The organism is Micromonospora sp. C95 (assembly GCF_018070465.1).
In the GTDB taxonomy this organism is placed as follows: Bacteria; Actinomycetota; Actinomycetes; order Mycobacteriales; family Micromonosporaceae; genus Micromonospora.
On the sequence record NZ_JAGPXT010000006.1, the window covers coordinates 20148 to 38863 of the forward strand.

General features: G+C 71.8%; 22 protein-coding genes and 1 pseudogene. 8 read left to right on the top strand and 15 right to left on the bottom strand.

Annotated features, from left to right (window positions below):
• Positions 1-90: 90 nt before the first annotated feature.
• The 3 genes from KBX00_RS09280 (at position 91) to KBX00_RS09290 (ending at position 2725) form a co-directional block, all read left to right on the top strand.
• A complete protein-coding gene (locus tag KBX00_RS09280; RefSeq protein ID WP_210825309.1) occupies positions 91-1038 on the top strand; it encodes a serine/threonine-protein kinase in 948 nt (315 codons plus the stop codon).
• A gap of 60 nt (positions 1039-1098) precedes the next feature.
• Positions 1099-1521 carry an OsmC family protein gene (locus tag KBX00_RS09285; protein ID WP_164447287.1) on the top strand — a complete coding sequence of 141 codons (423 nt, stop codon included), beginning with the start codon at positions 1099-1101 and terminating at the stop codon, positions 1519-1521.
• 349 nt (positions 1522-1870) lie between these two features.
• Positions 1871-2725 (top strand): hypothetical protein, encoded by an 855-nt coding sequence (locus KBX00_RS09290; protein WP_210825312.1) that lies wholly within the window; start codon positions 1871-1873, stop codon positions 2723-2725.
• Between the two features lie 43 nt (positions 2726-2768).
• On the opposite strand, the gene KBX00_RS09295 is transcribed toward KBX00_RS09290, so the two are convergent.
• From KBX00_RS09295 to KBX00_RS09305, 3 genes are all read right to left on the bottom strand, one after another.
• Complete coding sequence (locus KBX00_RS09295) at positions 2769-3215, bottom strand: response regulator (protein WP_210825314.1); 447 nt, start codon at positions 3213-3215, stop codon at positions 2769-2771.
• Positions 3216-3434: 219 nt separating this feature from the next.
• Entirely contained in the window at positions 3435-4481 is a 1047-nt protein-coding gene (locus tag KBX00_RS09300; protein WP_210825316.1) for a B12-binding domain-containing protein, read from the bottom strand.
• Positions 4478-6229 carry a PP2C family protein-serine/threonine phosphatase gene (locus tag KBX00_RS09305; RefSeq protein ID WP_210825318.1) on the bottom strand — a complete coding sequence of 584 codons (1752 nt, stop codon included), beginning with the start codon at positions 6227-6229 and terminating at the stop codon, positions 4478-4480. Before KBX00_RS09305 ends, KBX00_RS09300 begins: the two co-directional genes overlap by 4 nt.
• 285 nt (positions 6230-6514) lie before the next feature.
• Between KBX00_RS09305 and KBX00_RS09310 the strand changes: the two genes are divergently transcribed.
• Both KBX00_RS09310 and KBX00_RS09315 read left to right on the top strand, forming a co-directional pair.
• Positions 6515-6823, top strand: coding sequence for an STAS domain-containing protein (locus KBX00_RS09310; RefSeq protein ID WP_307868342.1), 309 nt, complete (start codon positions 6515-6517; stop codon positions 6821-6823).
• Positions 6824-6885: 62 nt separating this feature from the next.
• Positions 6886-7230: an STAS domain-containing protein gene (locus tag KBX00_RS09315; RefSeq protein WP_210825322.1), complete on the top strand. Its 345-nt coding sequence runs from the start codon at positions 6886-6888 to the stop codon at positions 7228-7230.
• Between the two features lie 241 nt (positions 7231-7471).
• Here the strand turns inward: KBX00_RS09315 and KBX00_RS09320 are convergent, their stop codons facing one another.
• The 3 genes and pseudogenes from KBX00_RS09320 to KBX00_RS09330 all read right to left on the bottom strand — a co-directional run bounded on the left by KBX00_RS09320 (position 7472) and on the right by KBX00_RS09330 (position 8849).
• Positions 7472-8053: an HD family hydrolase gene (locus tag KBX00_RS09320; RefSeq protein WP_210825323.1), complete on the bottom strand. Its 582-nt coding sequence runs from the start codon at positions 8051-8053 to the stop codon at positions 7472-7474.
• Positions 8050-8520 (bottom strand): annotated as a pseudogene (locus KBX00_RS09325) (transcriptional regulator); the annotation flags it as partial. The pseudogene KBX00_RS09325 and the gene KBX00_RS09320, both read right to left, overlap by 4 nt.
• A gap of 26 nt (positions 8521-8546) precedes the next feature.
• On the bottom strand, positions 8547-8849 hold the full coding sequence (locus tag KBX00_RS09330) for a hypothetical protein (protein WP_210825324.1): 303 nt from the start codon (positions 8847-8849) through the stop codon (positions 8547-8549).
• A 216-nt stretch (positions 8850-9065) separates the two neighbouring features.
• Here KBX00_RS09330 and KBX00_RS09335 point away from each other — a divergent pair, with 216 nt between their 5' ends.
• Entirely contained in the window at positions 9066-10046 is a 981-nt protein-coding gene (locus KBX00_RS09335; protein ID WP_210825325.1) for a DUF2267 domain-containing protein, read from the top strand.
• A 74-nt stretch (positions 10047-10120) separates the two neighbouring features.
• On the opposite strand, the gene KBX00_RS09340 is transcribed toward KBX00_RS09335, so the two are convergent.
• From KBX00_RS09340 to KBX00_RS09360, 5 genes are all read right to left on the bottom strand, one after another.
• Positions 10121-11422, bottom strand: coding sequence for an NAD(P)/FAD-dependent oxidoreductase (locus KBX00_RS09340; protein ID WP_210825326.1), 1302 nt, complete (start codon positions 11420-11422; stop codon positions 10121-10123).
• A gap of 125 nt (positions 11423-11547) precedes the next feature.
• The gene (locus KBX00_RS09345) at positions 11548-11829 is read right to left on the bottom strand and encodes a DUF6510 family protein (RefSeq protein ID WP_210825327.1); all 282 of its coding nucleotides are present in this window, start codon (positions 11827-11829) and stop codon (positions 11548-11550) included.
• A gap of 13 nt (positions 11830-11842) precedes the next feature.
• On the bottom strand, positions 11843-12565 hold the full coding sequence (locus KBX00_RS09350; protein ID WP_210825329.1) for a ferredoxin reductase: 723 nt from the start codon (positions 12563-12565) through the stop codon (positions 11843-11845).
• An 8-nt stretch (positions 12566-12573) separates the two neighbouring features.
• Positions 12574-13173 carry a sulfite oxidase-like oxidoreductase gene (locus tag KBX00_RS09355; protein ID WP_210825331.1) on the bottom strand — a complete coding sequence of 200 codons (600 nt, stop codon included), beginning with the start codon at positions 13171-13173 and terminating at the stop codon, positions 12574-12576.
• Between the two features lie 69 nt (positions 13174-13242).
• On the bottom strand, positions 13243-14256 hold the full coding sequence (locus KBX00_RS09360; RefSeq protein ID WP_210825333.1) for a TerC/Alx family metal homeostasis membrane protein: 1014 nt from the start codon (positions 14254-14256) through the stop codon (positions 13243-13245).
• A 243-nt stretch (positions 14257-14499) separates the two neighbouring features.
• Between KBX00_RS09360 and KBX00_RS09365 the strand changes: the two genes are divergently transcribed.
• On the top strand, positions 14500-15666 hold the full coding sequence (locus tag KBX00_RS09365) for a CaiB/BaiF CoA-transferase family protein (RefSeq protein WP_210825335.1): 1167 nt from the start codon (positions 14500-14502) through the stop codon (positions 15664-15666).
• Between the two features lie 30 nt (positions 15667-15696).
• Here KBX00_RS09365 and KBX00_RS09370 read toward each other — a convergent pair whose 3' ends face one another.
• Positions 15697-16107 (bottom strand): DUF2267 domain-containing protein, encoded by a 411-nt coding sequence (locus KBX00_RS09370; RefSeq protein ID WP_210825337.1) that lies wholly within the window; start codon positions 16105-16107, stop codon positions 15697-15699.
• Between the two features lie 146 nt (positions 16108-16253).
• Here KBX00_RS09370 and KBX00_RS09375 point away from each other — a divergent pair, with 146 nt between their 5' ends.
• Positions 16254-16526, top strand: a complete 273-nt coding sequence (locus KBX00_RS09375) for a DUF2795 domain-containing protein (protein ID WP_210825339.1) — start codon at positions 16254-16256, stop codon at positions 16524-16526.
• A 211-nt stretch (positions 16527-16737) separates the two neighbouring features.
• On the opposite strand, the gene KBX00_RS09380 is transcribed toward KBX00_RS09375, so the two are convergent.
• From KBX00_RS09380 to KBX00_RS09390, 3 genes are all read right to left on the bottom strand, one after another.
• Positions 16738-17400: a hypothetical protein gene (locus KBX00_RS09380; protein WP_210825341.1), complete on the bottom strand. Its 663-nt coding sequence runs from the start codon at positions 17398-17400 to the stop codon at positions 16738-16740.
• 74 nt (positions 17401-17474) lie between these two features.
• Positions 17475-18059 (bottom strand): dihydrofolate reductase family protein, encoded by a 585-nt coding sequence (locus KBX00_RS09385; protein ID WP_210825343.1) that lies wholly within the window; start codon positions 18057-18059, stop codon positions 17475-17477.
• A gap of 66 nt (positions 18060-18125) precedes the next feature.
• Positions 18126-18665 carry a TetR/AcrR family transcriptional regulator gene (locus tag KBX00_RS09390; protein ID WP_210825345.1) on the bottom strand — a complete coding sequence of 180 codons (540 nt, stop codon included), beginning with the start codon at positions 18663-18665 and terminating at the stop codon, positions 18126-18128.
• Between the last annotated feature and the right edge of the window lie 51 nt (positions 18666-18716).

Here is an 18716-nt window from a genome sequence, read left to right on the forward strand (position 1 = left end):
AGGCGGGTTTGCCCTGATCGGAGCCGGGGTACCGTGCCCAAGCCACGGCCTCGCACGCCGGTGGAGCGATCGAGGGACAGGAGGCAGTCGATGCGTACGCTGGACGGGCGGTACCGGCTCGACCAGCGCATCGGCATCGGCGGGATGTCGGAGGTGTGGCGGGCGCACGACACCGTGTTGGACCGGCAGGTGGCGGTGAAGCTGGTCTCACCCGGTCAGCCGGACGGGGCGGACTCGGTGGAGCGGATCCGCGCCGAGGCGCGGTCAGCGGCCCGCCTGGTGCACCCCAACGTGGCCAGCGTGCACGATTTCGGCACCTGCGACACCGGGGCGGGGCACCGGTTGCCGTACATCGTGATGGAGTTGGCCGAAGGGCAGACCCTCGCCGCGCACCTGCGCGCCGGTCCGTTGGACTGGCGGATCGCGGTGCGCGTCTGCGCGGAGGTCAGCGCCGCGCTGGCCGCCGCGCACGCCCACGGCATCGTGCACCGCGACATCAAGCCGGCCAACGTGATGCTCACCCCGTCGGGGGTCAAGGTGTTGGACTTCGGCATCGCCACTCCGGCCGGCGCCGCCGACACCACGCCCGACGGCGTCGTGGTCGGTACGCCCGCGTACCTGGCGCCGGAACAGCTGCACCGGGCTCCGGCGACCCCGGCGGCCGACATCTACGCCCTCGGCGTCCTCCTGCACTACTGCCTGGCGGGACGTCTGCCGTACCCGGCGGACAGCGTCAGCCAGTTGCTCCGACGGGATCGACGCCGCACCCCGCGGCCCCTGCCCGAGCTGCCCGGGCTGCCCGCCGAGGTGGCCGACCTGTCCCGACGCTGCCTCGCCGACGACCCGATCCGCCGGCCGAGCAGCCTGGTGGCCGCGCTGCTGCTCGCCGAGGCGGTCGACGCCCGGGTGTACGTGCCGATGCGCGAGCCGCTGATGCCACGACCGCGGCCGGCGGTGAGTCCGTGGACGGAGCGGGCGGCGACAGAGGTGACCGAGGCCGCCGCCGCCGTCGTCCAGTGGAGTCGGCACGGCGGGTGACTTCCCGGTTTCACGCGGCCGGGCCCGGGTAGCCCGGCGGGGAGTGACGGGAGGAACGCGATGCCGAGTTCCTGGCTGAACGAGGTTGCCGCCGCGACCGCCGAGGGCGGTCACATCCACACCGACGACGAGGCGCTGTCCACCGCCCTCGCCTCGCCGCTGGCGCCGCACTGCACCGGGCTGACCCCGTCGCAGCTGCTCGCCGCGGCGTTCGCGTCCTGCCTGCATCACGCGGCGGTGGAGGCGGCCGGCGGCATCACCGACGAGGCGCACACCGTGCAGGTACGCGCGGAGGCGAAGCTGGGGCGCGATGACGACGGCCGTTACCGGGCCGACGTGCACGCCTCCATCTCGTCGGTCGGGCTGAGTCGACAGCAGCTCACCGAACTGGTCGAGCACGCCGACCGGCTCTGGCCGTTCTCCAGCGAGGACGGCGGCCGACACCGGCTCACCGTCAGTCCGGCGGAGAACGGCCGACACTGATCCGCGTGGTGCGGTGCACCGGCCCGGCCTCGTCGGGTGCGGCGACGTCGAAGCAGGTGGTCGGAGTCAGCACCGCATGGCCCGACCGCCCCACCCGCCGGCCCGGTTGGATCGATCTCGGCCTCATCCGTTCGGCGGAGGTGGCCGAGCGACTCGATAGACGCCGGCAAGATCCCGTTTCCGCCCTGTTTTATACGTTGATTTCCGACATTTACTCAGGGACGGACAGGCGTATTTGATCCGTTATGTCATATAACGCGGAGAATCACCAGGCGGATAGCCGCGAATTGTGACGCATGCCACCAACCGGGCCGATGGCAGCCGGCCGTCTACTTTCTAGCCTCGGCGGGTGCATCCCGACGACGACATCGACCAGCAGCTGACCCCCGAGCAACCGGCGAGCCTTTCGTCCGGCGAGGCATCACCCGAAAGGCTGATGGGGCGGCATCGCGCCGTACCCGTACCGCGCCGGGGTGTTCGCGCGTTGCTCGCCTCCACCCCGCTGCGGGTGGCTCTGGCCACGGGCGTCACCTGCTGCCTCGGCGCCACCGCCGTCGTGGCCGCCCGGCACGACGACGAGGCACCGCCACCCCGGGTGACCGAGGCGCTCACCGAGCGCGCCCTCGCGGCTCAGGAGAAGGCCGCCTCCCGCTCCCTGGACCGCAGCCCCACCCCCGCCCCGACCAGCGCCAGCCCCTCCCCCACCGTCAAGCCGTCGCCCACCGCGAAGCCGAAGCCGAAGAAGAAGGCCCCCGCCAGACCGACCCGCCCCCGGCCCGTCGCCGGGCTGAACCAGGCACAGATGGACAACGCCAAGGCGATCGTGGACGTCGGCGTCAAGATGAAGATCCCGCGTCAGGGGTTGGTGATCGCGGTCGCCACCGCCATGCAGGAGAGCACCCTGCTCAACTACGCCAGTGGTGTGCTGCCCGAGTCCCAGAACTACCCGCACCAGGCCGTCGGCTGGGACCACGACTCCGTCGGGCTGTTCCAGCAACGCCCCAGCAGCGGTTGGGGCAGCGTGCGGGACCTGATGCGGCCGGCGTACGCGGCCCGCGCGTTCTACGAGGCGCTGCTCCAGGTGCCCGGGTGGCAGCAGATGAGCCTGACCCTGGCCGCCCAGGCGGTGCAGATCTCCGCCTTCCCGTACGCCTACGCTCAGCACGAGCAGCGGGCCGCCACCGTGGTGGCGGCCCTGACCTGAGCCGGACGCCGGTCGTCGGGTCTGACCCGCCAGCAGCGGCGGGTCAGACCCGCTTGGGCAGCACGACCACCCGGCCGAAGAACTCGTCGATACGGTGCACCACGTCGTTGAAGTCGTCCAGGTCGATCGGCTTGGTGACGTAGGCGTTGGCCTGGAGGGTGTAGCTGCTGATGATGTCGGTGTCCGCGTTCGAGGTGGTCAGCACGACGATCGGGATGGACCGCAGGTCCTCGTCGTTCTTCACCTCGCCCAGCACCTGACGCCCGTCCTTCCGGGGCATGTTGAGGTCGAGCAGGATCACGTCCGGACGTTGGGCGTCGCCGTGCCGGCCCTCGCGACGGAGAAACTCCATCGCCTCCTCGCCGTCACCGACCACGTCGATCACCTTCTCGACGTCCGAGGTGGCCAGGGCTTCCTCGATCATGAGCACATCGCCCGGGTCGTCGTCCACCACCAGGATGCGAACCGGAGCGAGGGTGCGTGCGCCCATCTCTACCTGCCTCAGGTCGGCCAGGACGGGACCTACCGGCCCCGCGCTGGCGGAAATGTAGCCCATCATCGGACGATCGACGACCGCCGGGTCCGCGAAGTCACAGCCGTACCCCGGCAGCCTGTCCGAGACGGCCGGGATGCGCACCCGGCACTCGAAGACGGGTGTTTGCTGCCCGGCAAGTATAGGAGGCGCTGGCGGGCGGATGGCACGCTCCGGTCAGGCAGCTCGCCGATCCACCGCCGGCAGTACCGCGCGTCCCCGCTGGAGGTGCTCCACCGCCCGGGGAAAGTCGTGCAGCAACCGGCCGTAGTGCGCCAGCGACACGTCGACAGACGCGGCCGGCACGCCGCGACTGTCCAGGATTGTCACCAGCCACTCGACGAACTCGGTGAACAGCGAGCCGTCGTCGACGTAGAGGGCGGCGGCGAGGAAGTCCAGGATGTATCCGAGGTCGTTGACCGTCGAGTCCAGCTGGGCCGGGGTGTGGTCGCGGATGGCCGGGAACCGCCGCGCCAACTCGGCCAGGGCGCTGTCGATCAACTCGCCGCGTCGGTTGACCAGGCTGGCGTACTCGTCGTCGGCCAGGTGCACCAGGTCGGCCGGCGGCACCGCGCGCAGGGCCCGTTCGTCACCGAGCAGGTCGGCGGCGGCGGGCGCGTTGGCGGCCCAGGCCACCCCGAGCCGCCGCGCCCACCGGCCGTCCACACCGAAGCCCCGACCACCGACCAGCACCGGCACGTCCGCGCGCCGGCACGCCTCGATCATCCGATGCGCGTGGGGCAGTCGCATCGGCAGCGCGGAGGCCAGCGCCACCGCGTGAGCGTCGTACCGGTGCAGGTACGACACCAGGTGCGCGGCGGGGACACTTGCCCCCAGGAAGGTGACCTGCCAGCCCCGCAGCCGCAGCACCTCGGCCACCAGTCGAGCCGGCAGCGCGTGCCACTCACCGTCCATGCAGGCCACCACGATCCGGGCACGGGTCGGGCGCACGTCGACGTACGCGGCGACGGCCGCCACCACCCGCTCGCTGACGTGTGTCGCCGCGTGCTCCTGGGCCACGCTCCACTCGTTGCGCGCCCACCGCTCCCCCACCTCGGCCTGTGCCGGCGCGACCAGGTCCAGCAGTACCCGTTCGGCGGCCACCCCGGCGTCGAGCAGCCCGCGCGCCACCTCGACGGCGGCGTACTCGTCGGCCTCGGCGAGGCAGTGCAGATAATCCGGGTAGACGGCCTGGAGTGAGGTGTCCCGGGTCGCGGCGGTCACCGGTCCGCCCCCTCCGGGGCCGGTTCGGTCACGGCGGGCACCGCGTGCAGATGCCGCTGCGGGCGACCACCGACGCCGGTGGCACGCAACGCCAGCACCGCGATGTCGTCGTGGTCACGCTGGGCCAGCCAGTCGCAGGTCACCTGCTCGATCCGCTCGGCAAGTGCCGGAGCCGGCATCCGGTGGCACCCACCGAGCGCCTGCACCAGACGCTCGGTGCCGAGCAGCTCCTCACCCCGTCGACCGCCCCGCGCCTCGGTGACTCCGTCGCTGTAGAGCAGGCACGTCTCACCGGGGGCCAGCCGGGTGGAGACCTGACTGATCCGCGGATCCGGTACCACGCCGATGAGCATGCCGTTCAACGGCAACTGCTCCACCTCGCCGGAGGCTCGCAGCACCAGCGGCGGCAGGTGCCCGCCGCCGGCCAGGGTCAGCCCCAGGCCACCGTCGCGGTGTGGCCGGACCACGCCCAGCACCATGGTGGCGAAGCGACCCTGTCCGTGCGCCAGAGTCGTCTCCAGCAGTGCGTCGTTGAGCAGCCGCAGCAGCCGGGCCGGTTGCTGCTCCACCCGGTGCAGCGCATGCAGACACTGACGCAGCTGCCCGGTGAAGACCGCCGCCTCGACTCCCTTGCCGGAGACGTCGCCGAGGAAGAACACCGAGCCACCGTCGGGCAGCCGGTGCGAACCGTAGAAGTCGCCGCCGATGCGCAGGCCGGCCTGGGCCGGCCGGTACGCCGTACCCCACTGCACACCCGGCGCCGGCGGCGGCTCGACGGGCAACAGGCTGGCCTGCAACATGTCGGCCACCTCCGCCTGTTCGCGGTAGAGCAGCGCGGTGGTCAGCGCCGCACCGGCCCGGGCGGCGAAGGCCCGGACGAGGTCGAGGTCGTCCGCCCCGTACCAGCCGCCCGCTCCCCGCGCGACGAGCAGCACCCCGGCGGGCGCGTCCCGGCCCGACAACGGCACCAGGCGGGCAGCCACCTCGGCGGCGGAAACACCGGGCAACCAGCCCGCGTCGATGGCCTGCTCGACCAGCCAGTCGACGCTGTGCGGTGCGGTGCCGCGCAGACTCTCGACGATCGCCGGAGGCAGCTCCGTCGCGGCGAGGACCCCGCGATCGACCGTGGGTGTCGCGTCGGCGTCCTGGCGGGCGCGCCACCATCGGGCCCGTCCGGAGCGGGGCGCGAGCACCAGCACCGCCACCTCGGCCAGGGTCGGCACGGCGAGCCGGACGACCGCGGCAGCCGCACGGTCCGGGTGCAGCGGATTGCCCAGCTTGTCGCCGACCGTGGTGAGGAACGCCGACCTGGACCGCTCGGCCGCCAGTTCCTCGGTCCGCTTCTCGTGGTCGCTGACATCCTCGACGTACCAGCAGCTGCGCCCGGCGGACAGCTGGACCTGACGTACCCGCAGCCGTCGGCCGTGCTGGCGCAGATGTCCCTCGCGCGAGGTCAGCTGCGCGACCGCCCCGAGCGTGCCACCGACGACCACCTCGGGCAGCAGGCGCCGCGCGACCGGGCTGACGTGCCGCACGGTCCCGTCCGGCCCGCACACCACCACACCCTCGCGGAGATGTTCGGCTACCTCAGGCCAGTCCGCGGCGAGCTGACTGCGCGGCGACTCCAGGGCGGGCAGCCCGACGGCCGGCGCGGAGGTGGTTGGACGCCAGGCGGGAACCCGGGCGACGCTCGGCGCGGCAGAACGTCCGTCGCCGGGGTCGAGGTCCCTGACGTCGGCACCAGTCACCAGCTTGAGCCTCGCTCCTTGTCGGTTCCGCAGCCGCTTCGAGCGGCATGCATGGTCGCGTCCTGGCACCCAGCCTACGCGGGTCTGCCGGGGCCGCCACCCGGGCGAGCATCGCGTCGCGTACCGACGGCCGTCCGAGAGGCGGGCCAGCTCGGCGGTTGTTACGATCCCCGCGCCCCTACCCGCCCGCCACCGCAGAAGGCGTGATCGTTGCTGTCCCACGGTCGCCGACCCCAGACGCCGCCGCTGATTATGTCCGTCGACCGGTCCGTTCCACTCGCACCGGTGATCCGGGTCGTCGGTGATCTCGCCTACACCACCGCCGCGCCGCTGCGGGCCGAGATCGACCGGACGATGGGCACCGCCCCCACCACCCTGGAACTCGACTTCGGTGGCCTGCAGTTCATCGACAGCACCGGGCTCGCCGTCATCGTCCATGCCTGGCGCGAGGGGCAGCAGCGGGGCATCCGACTGCGGTTACGGGCGGTTCCCCGGTTCCTGGGGACGATCCTCGACATGACGGGAGTCACCGGCCTGCTGGCCCGCGAGCCGGACGGCACCGAGCCGGACGGCCAGTCCCCGGTCACCGCGTAGCGGCTGACGGAGAACCTGGCCCCGCGAGTTGCGCTCGGCCGGCGTACTGGCAACATGGTGTCATGTCGGCACAGCTGTTGGTCATCGAGGTCGACCGGCACGACGCGGGGCATGCCGAGCTGCGGCTGACCGGTGACCTCGACTTCGACAGTGCGCCGGAGCTCGTCGACGTCGTGGCGACCCTGCGGCGCGAGGGCTTCGAGCAGTTCGTCATCGACCTCTCTGGTGTGAGCATGTGCGACTCGTCCGGGTTGAGCGCGTTCGTGGTCGCCCACCGGGGCGGCTCCGTGCCGCTGCGGCTGATCGGCGTCAACGCCACACTTCGCCAACTGCTGGACCGCACCGGCCTCGCCGAGTTGCTTGAGCTTCCCCTGGCCGCCGGGGGCGACGTTCAGGCGGCCGGCTGATCCGTCCGGGCCACCGAAGACACCGCCGGACCGCGCTCGTAGCTGGCGATGGCTCCGATGCTGTCGACAGCAACAGTGACAGCAACGAGCCCGGACGAAGACGACCGCCGAGGGAGCGCGGGCAGTCGCCCGAGGTCACGGACGCGGACGGACCCCGCCAGACGAGGCGCCCAGAAACGTACAAGCGAGGGGTCAACTTGCTTGGAGTGGTCGACCCCGGTGGCAGGTCTGTGCCTGGTGGTTATGCCGGCGGTGGGGGAGGAGTGAGCCAGGCGAGGGGTTGTCCGGTGAGGGCGGCGTCGGCGAGGCGGTGGGCGCTTGTGGTTTTGAGTGCCGCACGTGAGCTGTCGATCCAGCGTTGTACGTTGTCTGTGCCCTGGTGGCGGTACTCGACTGCTTGGACGAGGCATTCCAGTTTGTCAGCGTCGCGGGCGACGATGGCCTCTGGTGTCTCGCCCGCTTCGTATTCGGCGACGGCGGCGTTGATGAGGTCAGCGACGGCCGGTGGGCAGGCGGCGACCTGGTCGGCGGTGACGGTGGTGTTGGGTGCGGCGGTGAGGTAGCGCTTGGCGATGTGTGGGATGTCGGTGATCCGGGTTTCCTGGGTGTCGTGCAGGACGCACAGCATCGATACGCGGGCCGGGTCGGCACCTTCCATAGTGGCGAGCATCATCCCGATGAGCGCGGTTCGGAATGAGTGTTCGGCGATGGATTCGGGGTGCTTGATGCCGGCGAACCACCAGCCGGTGCGGGCGGCGCGTTTGAGTACGCCGGCTTCGAAGATGAAGCGCATGGCTCCGGCGGCGTCGTGGTCGTCGTTCATCTGCCCGTCCCTGTGCCGGTGACTCCGTCTGCTCGCAGGCTGTAGACGATAGAGGTTAGTTCCTGCCGGGATTGTGGAGAGATGTGGTGGCTGTCCAGGATCCGGGTACTGCGCTTGAGGAGCGCGCGGCTCTCGGCGGGGTTGTCGAGGGTGAGTCTGCGGCGTACGGCGAGCAGAGCCCAGATGTTGTGGACGTTCAGGTCGACAAAGGGGTGCGTTGGGTCGAGGCGCTGGACCAGGTGCCGGAAGAGAACCGAGCCGTGCCAGTCTGCGAGCGGTGCCGGCATGAAGGAGTCGTCGCATCGGCTGGACCCGACAGCCGCCAGCAGTACAGCAGCGAAGTACAGCAACCGTGCCGACCGACCCCGACCGGAACGGGCGTCACCAGGCCGGATGACCTCGCATCGAGCCCGATCCGGCCGGTCTGCCGAGAGTTCACACCGAAGGGGTGGCCCCCGACCCTGGGACCAGGGGTCGGGGGCCGGAGGATGGCTCAGGGAGCCGGGACCGGATACGGGCCGCTGCGGTGGGGCCGGGTGGTCGGCTCCGCGTCCTCCGGTAGGCCCGAATCCGGCGTCTGGAACAGATAGCGGACGAACTCCGCACCCGTCCCGTCGTCCTGATCGCCGGGCCACTGGCCGACGCAGTCGACGCCGATCACCTCGCGGCCGCCGCCGTCGGCCTCTTCCAACAGCGCCCACAGGCTCACCGGGTAGCAGCGGGTGCGCTCGGGTGCCAGCCGCCACCGCGCGTACCAACCGGGTCGGGCGGGGACGATCTCCACTATCCGCTTCATCACGACCTTCCCTTCCGCCGTGCCTCGGAAGATCTCCGGTCCACCGCGATCGTCGGCCCCGCCCGGGTGACCGGCCCTCACCCCGGCCGGATGAAGCCTCGCCGGCGTGGTCGACTCCGTCCACTGCCGGCGCCGGCCCGATCGTTTCGGCCCGGCGACCGCCGGGAAGGCCATCGACGAAGCCCGGCACCACCCAGCGGAAGCGAGGTGTGCACCATGCGTAAACAGATGGAGGGCGACAACCAGCGCCGAAGGGCACTGGCCCGCCAGGCCCGGGAACGCGGCATGCGGGCCGCCGACACCGGTGCCAGCCTGAGCGCGTCCAAGCAGTTGACCCACCTCGACCAGCACGAGCGGGCCGGCCCGGCACCGGCCGGCAGCCGCCACAAACCGGACACCACGCGCGGCGGTCCCGCTCCCCCACCGGCCGGTTCCCCGGCGACCCCCCGGCCTCGCCCCGAGCCGGCCGGGCCGGCGCCCGGGGTCACCATGGTGGGCTACCGCGAGCTGGTCGAGGACGTCGTGCGCCGCGCCGGCGTCGACTTCCGTACCGCAAAGGTCGGGGTGGAGTCGACGGTGCTGGTCCTGGCCTGGGCCCTGGAGGCCGGCGAACGTCGCCGGCTGCTGGAGGCGGTGCCCGCCTCGCTGCACGACGTGGTGCCGGTGGACGGCATCGAGCGGCGCCAGGACCTGGCCGGCTTCCTGTCCGAGGTGGGTCGGATCAGTGGTCGAACGCCGGAACAGGCGCGCTATCAGGCCGAGGCGACCCTCTCCGCGCTCGCCGAGCACGACGGTGATCTGATCGAATCACTGCACGTACCGGACGAACTGCGGCAACTGCTGAACCCGCCGGCTGCCGGCGGCGGCGTGGTCGGTCCGGTCAGCGCGCTGCCGCCGTTGTCGGCGGCCGAACTGCGCGCGGCCCTGGCCGACCTGCCGTACTGGTCCGGTGACGGCACCGCGCTGTCCCGGACCCTGGAGCTGCCGCCGGGCAACCTGGACCGGGTGCTGGATCGGCTCGATCAGCTCCGCCAGCAGACCGGCCGCGGGCCACGCATCGGCCGCGCCGACCCGACGACCGCCCTGCTGACCGTCACCTCCGGCAACGCCGGGGCGGTGACCGCGATGGACATCGACCTGGCACACGCGGTCGACGACGCCATCGACGAGGCGGGGGCCGGCATGGCGACCGGCTGAGCCGTCGAGATGTCAGCCGTGCGGTCGTGGACACCCCCACGACCGCACGGCGGGTCGGTCAGGTCGGACCCGTGTCAGCGCACCCGGGCCGGCATCTCGGGCGACGAACTCTCCAGCGGTACGGCGGTGGCGGAGATCAGTCCGAGCTGCGCCGCCGAGCGTGGCAGTGCGGCGTCGAGGAACCAGTCCGCGCTCACCCTGGCCCGGTTGCCGGGCATCGCGAGCAGGTGATAGCCACGGGTGACCGCCTTGGCGGGCAGGCCGGACAGTGGCACCTTCAACGGGTTCGCCGCGGCCTGCTTGCCGCCCAGGTCGACCACCCAGCCGAGGTCGTGGTGCTTGTACGGCCGACGGCGTCCCTGTCCGTACGAGGCGGCGATGTTGTGCGCGGCCAACTTGCCCTGCCGCTGCGCGTGCTGGGCGGTCATCGTGCAGATCTCACCGGGCCGGGTCAGGTCGGGCACCGCGGCGGCGTCGCCGCAGGCGTAGACCTCGGGGAATCCGGGGACGTTGAGGTACTCGTCGACGACCAACCGCCCCTTCTCGGTCCGCAGGCCCAGTTCGGCCACGAACGGGTCGGGGCGTACGCCGACGCACCAGACCAGCGAGCAGGTGGGCACGTACTCGCCGTCGGTGAGCTTGACCCCGTCGGAGGTGGCGACCGCCACCGAGGTGCCCATCCGCACGTCGACCCCGCGCCGTCGCAGCACCCGGTCGGCGGTGACCGACATCCGTCGGTCCAACTCGGGCAGCACCCGTGGGGCGACGTCCAGCAACATCCACCTTGGCCGGATCTTCAGCCGGGGGTGCTGGGCGGCCAGTTCGTCGGTGAACAGGATGCCGTGCGCGGCCACCTCGGTACCGGTGTATCCGGCACCCACCACCACGAACGTGGCGCGTGCCTGCTGCTCCGCCGGGTCCTCGGCCTGCTCGGCGAGTTCGATCTGCCGGACCACGTGATCGTGCAGGTAGAGCGCCTCGGGCAGGCCACGGAAACCGTGCGCGTACTCGGTCACGCCGGGAATCGGCAGCAGCTTGTTCACGCTGCCGACGGCCAGCACCAACCGGTCGTAGGCCAGCCGGTTGTGGTCACCCTCCGGCTGGGTGAATCCGACCCACCGGTTCTGCAGGTCGACGCTGTCCGCCTCGCCGATCACCACCCGCACGCCGTCCAGCGTGCCGGACAGGGGCACGGCGATCCGGCCCGGCTCCACCACTCCCGCCGCCACCTCCGGCAACAGCGGCAGATAGAGGAAGTAGTCGGTCGAGTTCAGCAGGACGATCTCGACTCGACCGCGGGCCAGCCGGGTCAACGTCTTCGCCGCGTGGTACCCGGCGAACCCGGCCCCCACGATCACTACACGAGGCTTCGTCATTCCGGCCCGGTTCCCGCGATCCGCGCCGGCAAACGTCCGACCACCCCGTCGATCTTGCACTTTTCGTCGGGTCAGACCGGCATAAAGACGGCAAAATGGCGACCGGAAGTGCAAGATCGCGAGAACTAGGGGGTGCGTTCGGGTGGCATGGGGAACTGGAGGAAGGTGGTGCCGCGCAGGTCGAGCCAGGCGCGGTCGGGGGCGCGGACCAGGCGCACCATCACCTCGATGCAGGTGGGGCAGCGGCCCACCAGCCCTGGGGCGTGTGAGTAGACCCGCAGCCCGGCCACCGGACCGGGGGTGCCGCAGTGGGCGCACCGGGCGGTGGCGCTGCTCAGGTCGAGAGCGAACACCTCCCCCAACGGACCGTCGAGCATGTTGCCGTCCACGTAGGGCAGCGCGGTCATCCGCGGTCTCCTCTCAACCGGTCGGGCCGAAACGTTCGGTGCGTACCCGCCGTGCCGGGTGGCCCAGCCCGACGAGCAGATCGGAGACGGCCTCCACGAAACCGGTGGGGCCGCACACGTACACCAGCGGCTCCAATTCCGGCGGCCAGCCGTTGTTGTTGACATCGGCCAGGCCGAGCCGGTGCGGCTCGCCGCGCCACCCCTCGGGTGCCTGCCGGGTGTAGACGTGGGCCACGTCCAGCCCGGCGTCGTCGCGTACCCGGCGGCGCAACTCCTCGGTGTAGAAGGCGTCGTCGGGAGTACGCACGGAGTAGATCAGCCGGAACGGGACCCGGCTTGCGGCCACCCGCCGGGCCCTGATCATGGCCATCAACGGCACCACCCCCGATCCGCCGGCGACCAGCAGCACCGGTTCGGTCTGCTGTGGCCGCCACACGAACCAGCCGCCGATCGGGCCGCGCACCTCGACCGGGTCGCCCTCGCGGTAGCCGTCGACCAGAAACGGCGACACCTCGCCGTCGGTCACCCGTTGGACGCACACCTCGACCCGGTCGCCGTCGGCGGGCGCGGCCAGCGAGTACGACCGGGCGGCCTGGTAGCCGTCCGGCGCGGTGAGCCGGATGTCGACGTGCTGGCCGGGCAGGTGGCCCGGCCAGCCCGGCACCTCCAGCACCAGGGTTCTCGCCGTCGGTGTCTCGGCCCGATCTTCCACCAGCCGGGCGGCCCGCCAGCTCATCCGGCCGGTCAATCGCCCTGGTACCGCTGCTCACGCCACGGGTCACCGTAGTCGTGGTAGCCGGCGGTCTCCCAGAAACCGGGGGTGTCCTCGACGGTGAGGTGGATACCGCGCGCCCACTTGGCTGACTTCCAGAAGTAGAGGTGCGGTACCAGCAGCCGCGCCGGCCCGCCGTGCTCGGCAGGCAGGTCGTCACCGTCGTAGGTGTGCACCAGCCAGGCCTGCCCGTCGCGCAGGTCCTCCAGCGGGAGGTTCGTGGTGTAGCCGCCGTAGGAGTGGGTCAGGGCGTAGTCGGCGGCGGTCTCCACACCGTCGAGCAGCGTGTCCAGCGAGACGCCGCGCCAGGTGGTGCCGAGCTTGGACCACCTGGTGACGCAGTGGATGTCGACGGTCGGCGTCTCCTGCGGCAGCGCCATCATCTCGTCCCAGCTCCACCGATGCTCCGTACCGGTCTCGGTGCTGATCACGAACTCCCACTGCTCACGCGGCACCCGAGGGGTCGGGCCGGCGGAGAGCACGGGGAAGTCCGGCGTCAGGTACTGGCCGGGGGGCAGATCCGGCGCCTCGACGCGAGGCCGACCCTGGAAGCCCGGTGTGACGATACCCACCGCTCAGTCCTACCACGCCCCGCGCCGCGACGGACGCGTTCGGCCGACCAGGATTGGTGGTCACGCCGGTCACTTCCGCTCGGTGACGACCTCCTTGGATCCGGGCACCACGTTGCGGGTCGCCCGCAGGCTGGTGAAGGTGACCACGGCCAGCACCACGACGATGACGCCGAGGGAGATCTCGGTGGGAATCAGCGGCACGCCCTCCCAGATGCCGTGCGCCCAGTGCAGGCCGAGCTTGATACCGATGAAGGCCAGGATGATCGCCAGGCCGTAGGTGAGGTGGACCAGACGGCTCAGCGCCGCGTGCAGCACGAAGTACAGCGCCCGCAGGCCCAGCAGGGCGAAGGCGTTGGTGGCGAAGACGAGGTACGGGTCCTCGGTGATGCCGTACACCGCCGGCACCGAGTCGACGGCGAAGACCACGTCGGTGGCGAGCACCGCCACCACCACCAGCGCGAGCGGGGTGAGCGCCCGACGCCCGTCCACCGAAACGGTCATCTTGGTGCCGTGGTACTCGTGCACCACAGGCATGAACCGGCGCAACAGTCGCACCGAGCGCATGGTGCCGATGTCCACCGACTGCTCGTGCCCGCTGAACGCGTCGCGGAGCAGCTTGGCGGCGGTGAACAGCAGGATCAACGCGAAGATCAGGAAGGCGAAGTCCAGGGTCTGCAGGGCTGCGGCGCCGAGGGCGATGAAGATGCCGCGCAGCACCAGCGCTCCGGTGATGCCGAACAGCAGCACCCGTTGGGCAAGCTCGGTCGGCACCGCGAAGGCGGCCAGCAGCAGCATGAAGACGAAGAGGTTGTCGACCGACAGCGATTTCTCGACCAGATAACCCGCGAGATAGTCGACGCCCTCCTGCCGCCCGTACTGGGACCAGACCCAGGCGCCGAAGGCCAGGGGCAGGGCTATGTAGAAGGCGGACCAGCCCAACGCTTCCTTGAGTGACACCTCGTGCGGGCGGCGCGTCACCACGAAGTCGAGCACCAGCAGGGCGATGACTCCGGCGATCGTGATCGCCCAGAGCGAGGGCGTGCCGATGGTCTGCAGACCAGCTGCGAGCGACAATTCGGACATGGGGGCCTCCTCGAACACCGTGTCATGTTCGAGGTCTCCTTCACCCACGTTTCGTGGGCAACCACCCGAGGCGCGCTCCGGGCGCGCCGTACTGACCGGCATGGTTCGTGGGAAGTACTCCCCTCGTGCTGCCAAGGTTAGGGCAGCCCAATTCCGCCCGCCACGCGGGGCGCTGCCCGCCGCAGTGGCTCCGCTCACGGCGGGCAGCCCGCCGGTCCCGATCCGAGCGCCTATCGTGGCCCGGTGAGCGCAGACCTGCCGACCGGCCCGCTGGCCGGCGTACGCGTGGTGGAACTGGCCGGGATCGGCCCCGGACCGTTCGCCGCCATGATGCTGGCCGACCTGGGCGCCGACGTGATCCGGGTCGACCGGGTCACCGAGGTGGACGCCGCCGCCTTCGGCACCCCACATCCCGATCTGCTGAACCGGGGGCGCCGCTCGATCGGTGTCGACCTGAAGTCCGCCGGCGGACGCGAGGTGGTGCTGGCGCTGGTCGGTGCCGCCGACGCCCTCATCGAGGGGTTCCGGCCCGGGGTCACCGAGCGGCTCGGCGTCGGACCGGCCGACTGCCACACGGTCAACCCGGCACTTGTCTACGGCCGGATGACCGGGTGGGGTCAGCACGGCCCGAACGCCCCGTACGCCGGACACGACATCGACTACCTGGCGCTGACCGGTGCGCTGCACGGCATCGGGCGGGCCGGTGCGCCTCCGGTGCCGCCGATGAACCTGCTCGGCGACTTCGGCGGCGGCGGCATGATGCTCGCCCTGGGCGTGGTCTCGGCGCTGCACGCGGTTCGCGGGGGCGCGACCGGTCAGGTGGTCGACGCGGCAATCGTGGACGGGGTGGCGGTGCTCAGCACTCAGATCCACGCACTGCGCCAGCTCGGCATGTGGCAGGACCCGCGCGGCGTCAACCTGCTCGACGGCGGTGCGCCGTTCTACGACACCTACGAGTGCGCCGACGGGCGGTACCTCGCCGTCGGCGCGCTGGAGCCACGCTTCTACGACGAACTGGTCCGGCGCACCGGTTTCCCACTCCCACCGGACGAGCCGATCGACCGGACCGACCCGGCGAACTGGCCGGCGTTGCGGGCCGCCTGGGCGCGCCTGTTCCGCACCCGTACCCGGGACGAGTGGGCGGCGCTGCTCACCGCCTCCGACGCCTGTGTCGCGCCGGTGCTGGATTGGCAGGAGGCGTCCGAGCACCCGCACCTTGCCGCCCGGAAGACGTTCGTGCTCCGCGACGGGGTCGTCCAGCCGGCGCCGGCGCCCCGGTTCTCCGCCACCCCGACCGCGATCCGTCGGCCGCCGCCCTGGCCGGGTGAGCACACCGACGAGGTGCTCGCCGAGGCCGGCTTCGACCGGGACCGGGTCGCCCAGTTCCGCGCCAGCGGAGCGATCGGCTGAGTCCGGCACCGGCCGCGGGGCGACAACCGCTCAACGGCGGCGCAGCGTCGCGCCGGGGGCCAGAGCGGGCTCGACCATGTCGCGGTAGTCGCGGGGCAGCTGGACCACCAGTTCGTCGAACTCTCCGCCGGTCACCGCCTCCCGCAGAGTGGTGAAGACCGCCCGGATCGCGTCCTTGGCGGCCGGCTCCGCCACCCCGGCACGCACGGCGACCCGGGCGACGAACTCGGCGGCACCGAACCGCTCCGCCGCCTCGATGTCCGGTGTCGGGCGCATCGGCAGCCGCAGCGGGGCCGGCAGCTGTACGGCCAGGTCCAGCACCTCGCCACCGGTCAGCCGCTCGGCAAGCGTCTCCAGCGTCGCCCGGATCAGCTCCGCCGACCGCGACGACGAGGTGGCGGTGCGCTGGGCGACCTGGTCGACGAACGTGTCGTAGTTCATCGCGTACCCCCTCCGGCCCGCGCTTACCCACCGGACCGGTACGGAAACGGCGACCGCTTTTCCGTCGACCTCGGCGCGTGAGCTGCCCCGGGTCGGGTATCCGCGCCCGGTCGTGGCCGGATCGAGGCCCGGGAGGAGTCGACACCATGGCGAGTTACGCCGACGTCCTGCAGTACCTGTCCAGCCTGGACTACCCCGCCGGGAAGGACGAGGTGGTGCGCGAGGCCGAACGGGAAGGGGCACCGCCGGACGTGCTGCAGGCCCTGCGCGCCCTGCCGCCGGTGGATTACGCCAACGGCAACCAGGTGGCCCGGTCGGCGGGCATCGACGCCGCGCCCGAGATCACCGACGCGCAGCGCGGCGCCCAGGGGCGCGACAAGCGGCACCAGCGGGTGTCGCAGCACCTGCGCAGCATCTGACGCCGCCACCCGCCGACGGACAGGGGGGCGCCCCGGCCACGAACCGCGGCCGGGGGCGCCCCTGGGTAACCGCCTGCCCTGGGGGACGCGCCCGAACCGGGTCGCGGCCACCAGGCGGCCGACAGCCACCCGAACCGGGTGGCTGCGTGTTACTGCGAGCAGCTTACCGCACGCCATCAGCCGAACGGACAGCGGGTGCCGACAAAGGGCCTCATCCCGCCAGCTCGGCGTATCGCCCCTCCAGGTCGACCCGGGCCAGCGCGCCGACCAGCCAGGCGAGCCGCTCCGACCCACGACCACCGGCCAGCCCGGCGAGATCCTCGGCCGAGCGGCCCAACCCGAGCCGCCGGGCAGCCGTCAGCGCCCGCCGGTCGGCCACCGGCGCGACCTCGCCCCACAACGCCTGCACCTCGCGCAGAAACAGGTCCGCGACCTGGTCGTCCACCCCTGGCAAGGCGGTCAGCAGCGCCCGCTCACGGGCCGGGTCACGGTGCGCCGCCGACCGCAGCCGTCGCAGGTCACCCCGGTAGTGCCCGACGACCGTACGGGCCAACTCGCCCAGTAGGTCAGCCAGCGCCTCGACGTCACCGCGCTGCCCGCTGTCGCGCAGCGTCCTGACCCGGTCGGCGTGGGACGAACCGGACAGTCGGGCCGCGCTGTCCCAGCCCGCGTCGGGCAGCGCGTGCGCACCGTCGAGGGCCCGCCGGAAATCTCCCCGGCGGGCCAGCAGCACCGACAGGCAGAGCACCTGGAACAGGCTGGACGGGTTGTTGGTGACCCGGAAGCCGTACTGCTCGGCGAAGCCCCGGCCACTGCCGGCGAGCCGGCGCGCCAACCGCTTCCTGTCCTCGATCGTGGCAACCGTGGTGGGCATGGGCGGCTGTTACCCGCGCCCAGGGTGAGTAGGCCGGGTTTCGCCGGACCACACCTGGCTGCCGGGCCCAGCCTTCAGCGGCGGTCCAGCGTCAGTACGCGCACCCCGGAATCCAGCGTCGTGGCATCAACGGGGACGAACAGGGTGGGCTGGAAGGGACCGGCGAACATCGGAATGCCCGAGCCGATCACGGACGGGTGCTGCTTGATGATGAGCCGGTCGATCTCGGGTAGCAGGCTGTGGGCCAACGTACCGCCGCCGACCAGCCAGATGTCCAGCTCGCTGCCGTCCTGCTTGAGGCTGCGGACTCGGTCGAGGGCGTCGGTGCGGACCATCTCGACGGCGGTGCCCGGCGTTGCCCGCAGGGTGGTGGAGAACACCAGGTGACGCAGGTGCGGATAGGCGTCGTCCAGCCCGGCGTCCAGGCCGAGCTGATAGGACGCCCGGCCCTCGAGCACGGTGTCGAAGACCTTCCCCGGCCCCTCGAGGCCCAGCGCGGCACGTGCGGGCGCGGGCAACGTCTCCGGGAAGTTGGTCACCATGTAGTCGATCAGGTCGGCGGGGACCGGGAAGTAGCTCTGGCCGCTTGGGTCCCCGCCGTCCGGGCCAGCGATGAAACCATCGACGGTGGCCGCGACGTAGTAGGTGAGTCGGCGCATGGGGCCCTCCATCACAGGGTGCTCGACTGTCGGATCGGGGTCGTCGGGGGTTTCGGCCGACCTGGGTCACTCGGCGCTCATGAGCCGTGCCAGGGCGGCTTCCAGCGCGGCGCGGCCGCGTTGCTGTCCCTCGGTCGCGGTGAGTTCGGCGAAGATCATACCGTCGACCAGCGCGAGCGCGGCCGTGGCCACCTCGCGTGCCGCCGCGACGCCCTGCTCGGTCAGCCGCTGCTCGATGGCACCACGCACCCGGTGCGTGCCGGCCGCCAGGAACTCGCGCAGCTCGGGGCGCCGTACGGATTCGAGCGCGAGCTCGTAGCGGGCGAGGAGCCGCTCCCGGTCGGCGCTGAGCAACTGTTCGGCCACCCGGGCGAGGTCTGCGGCGAGCGTCCCGGCGGCGGGGGCGAGAGCCGCCTCGTCCAGCTCGGCCAGCCGATCGACGGCCGCCCGGAGCAGGTCCGCCCGGGTGCGGAAGTAGTAGGAGGTGGAGCCCATCGGAAGCCCCGCCTGCCGGTCCACGGCCCGGTGGGTGAGTCCACGTCCACCCGCCCTGGCCAGCGTGGTGATCGCCGCATCCGCGATCACGGTCCGACGCTCGGTCGCCACGGGCTTCCCCCCCCTGCTGCTCTACAGGTGTAGAGTAGCAGGACCTCGACA

What these genes read in the sequence shown, in the direction of transcription:
- KBX00_RS09280 (WP_210825309.1), top strand. Translation starts at nt 91, where the DNA reads ATGCGTACGCTGGACGGGCGGTACCGGCTCGACCAGCGCATCGGCATC.
- KBX00_RS09285 (WP_164447287.1), top strand. Translation starts at nt 1,099, where the DNA reads ATGCCGAGTTCCTGGCTGAACGAGGTTGCCGCCGCGACCGCCGAGGGC.
- KBX00_RS09295 (WP_210825314.1), bottom strand. Translation starts at nt 3,215, where the DNA reads ATGGGCGCACGCACCCTCGCTCCGGTTCGCATCCTGGTGGTGGACGAC.
- KBX00_RS09315 (WP_210825322.1), top strand. Translation starts at nt 6,886, where the DNA reads ATGTCGGCACAGCTGTTGGTCATCGAGGTCGACCGGCACGACGCGGGG.
- KBX00_RS09320 (WP_210825323.1), bottom strand. Translation starts at nt 8,053, where the DNA reads ATGAACGACGACCACGACGCCGCCGGAGCCATGCGCTTCATCTTCGAA.
- KBX00_RS09330 (WP_210825324.1), bottom strand. Translation starts at nt 8,849, where the DNA reads ATGAAGCGGATAGTGGAGATCGTCCCCGCCCGACCCGGTTGGTACGCG.
- KBX00_RS09335 (WP_210825325.1), top strand. Translation starts at nt 9,066, where the DNA reads ATGCGTAAACAGATGGAGGGCGACAACCAGCGCCGAAGGGCACTGGCC.
- KBX00_RS09340 (WP_210825326.1), bottom strand. Translation starts at nt 11,422, where the DNA reads ATGACGAAGCCTCGTGTAGTGATCGTGGGGGCCGGGTTCGCCGGGTAC.
- KBX00_RS09345 (WP_210825327.1), bottom strand. Translation starts at nt 11,829, where the DNA reads ATGACCGCGCTGCCCTACGTGGACGGCAACATGCTCGACGGTCCGTTG.
- KBX00_RS09350 (WP_210825329.1), bottom strand. Translation starts at nt 12,565, where the DNA reads ATGAGCTGGCGGGCCGCCCGGCTGGTGGAAGATCGGGCCGAGACACCG.
- KBX00_RS09360 (WP_210825333.1), bottom strand. Translation starts at nt 14,256, where the DNA reads ATGTCCGAATTGTCGCTCGCAGCTGGTCTGCAGACCATCGGCACGCCC.
- KBX00_RS09370 (WP_210825337.1), bottom strand. Translation starts at nt 16,107, where the DNA reads ATGAACTACGACACGTTCGTCGACCAGGTCGCCCAGCGCACCGCCACC.
- KBX00_RS09375 (WP_210825339.1), top strand. Translation starts at nt 16,254, where the DNA reads ATGGCGAGTTACGCCGACGTCCTGCAGTACCTGTCCAGCCTGGACTAC.
- KBX00_RS09380 (WP_210825341.1), bottom strand. Translation starts at nt 17,400, where the DNA reads ATGCCCACCACGGTTGCCACGATCGAGGACAGGAAGCGGTTGGCGCGC.
- KBX00_RS09385 (WP_210825343.1), bottom strand. Translation starts at nt 18,059, where the DNA reads ATGCGCCGACTCACCTACTACGTCGCGGCCACCGTCGATGGTTTCATC.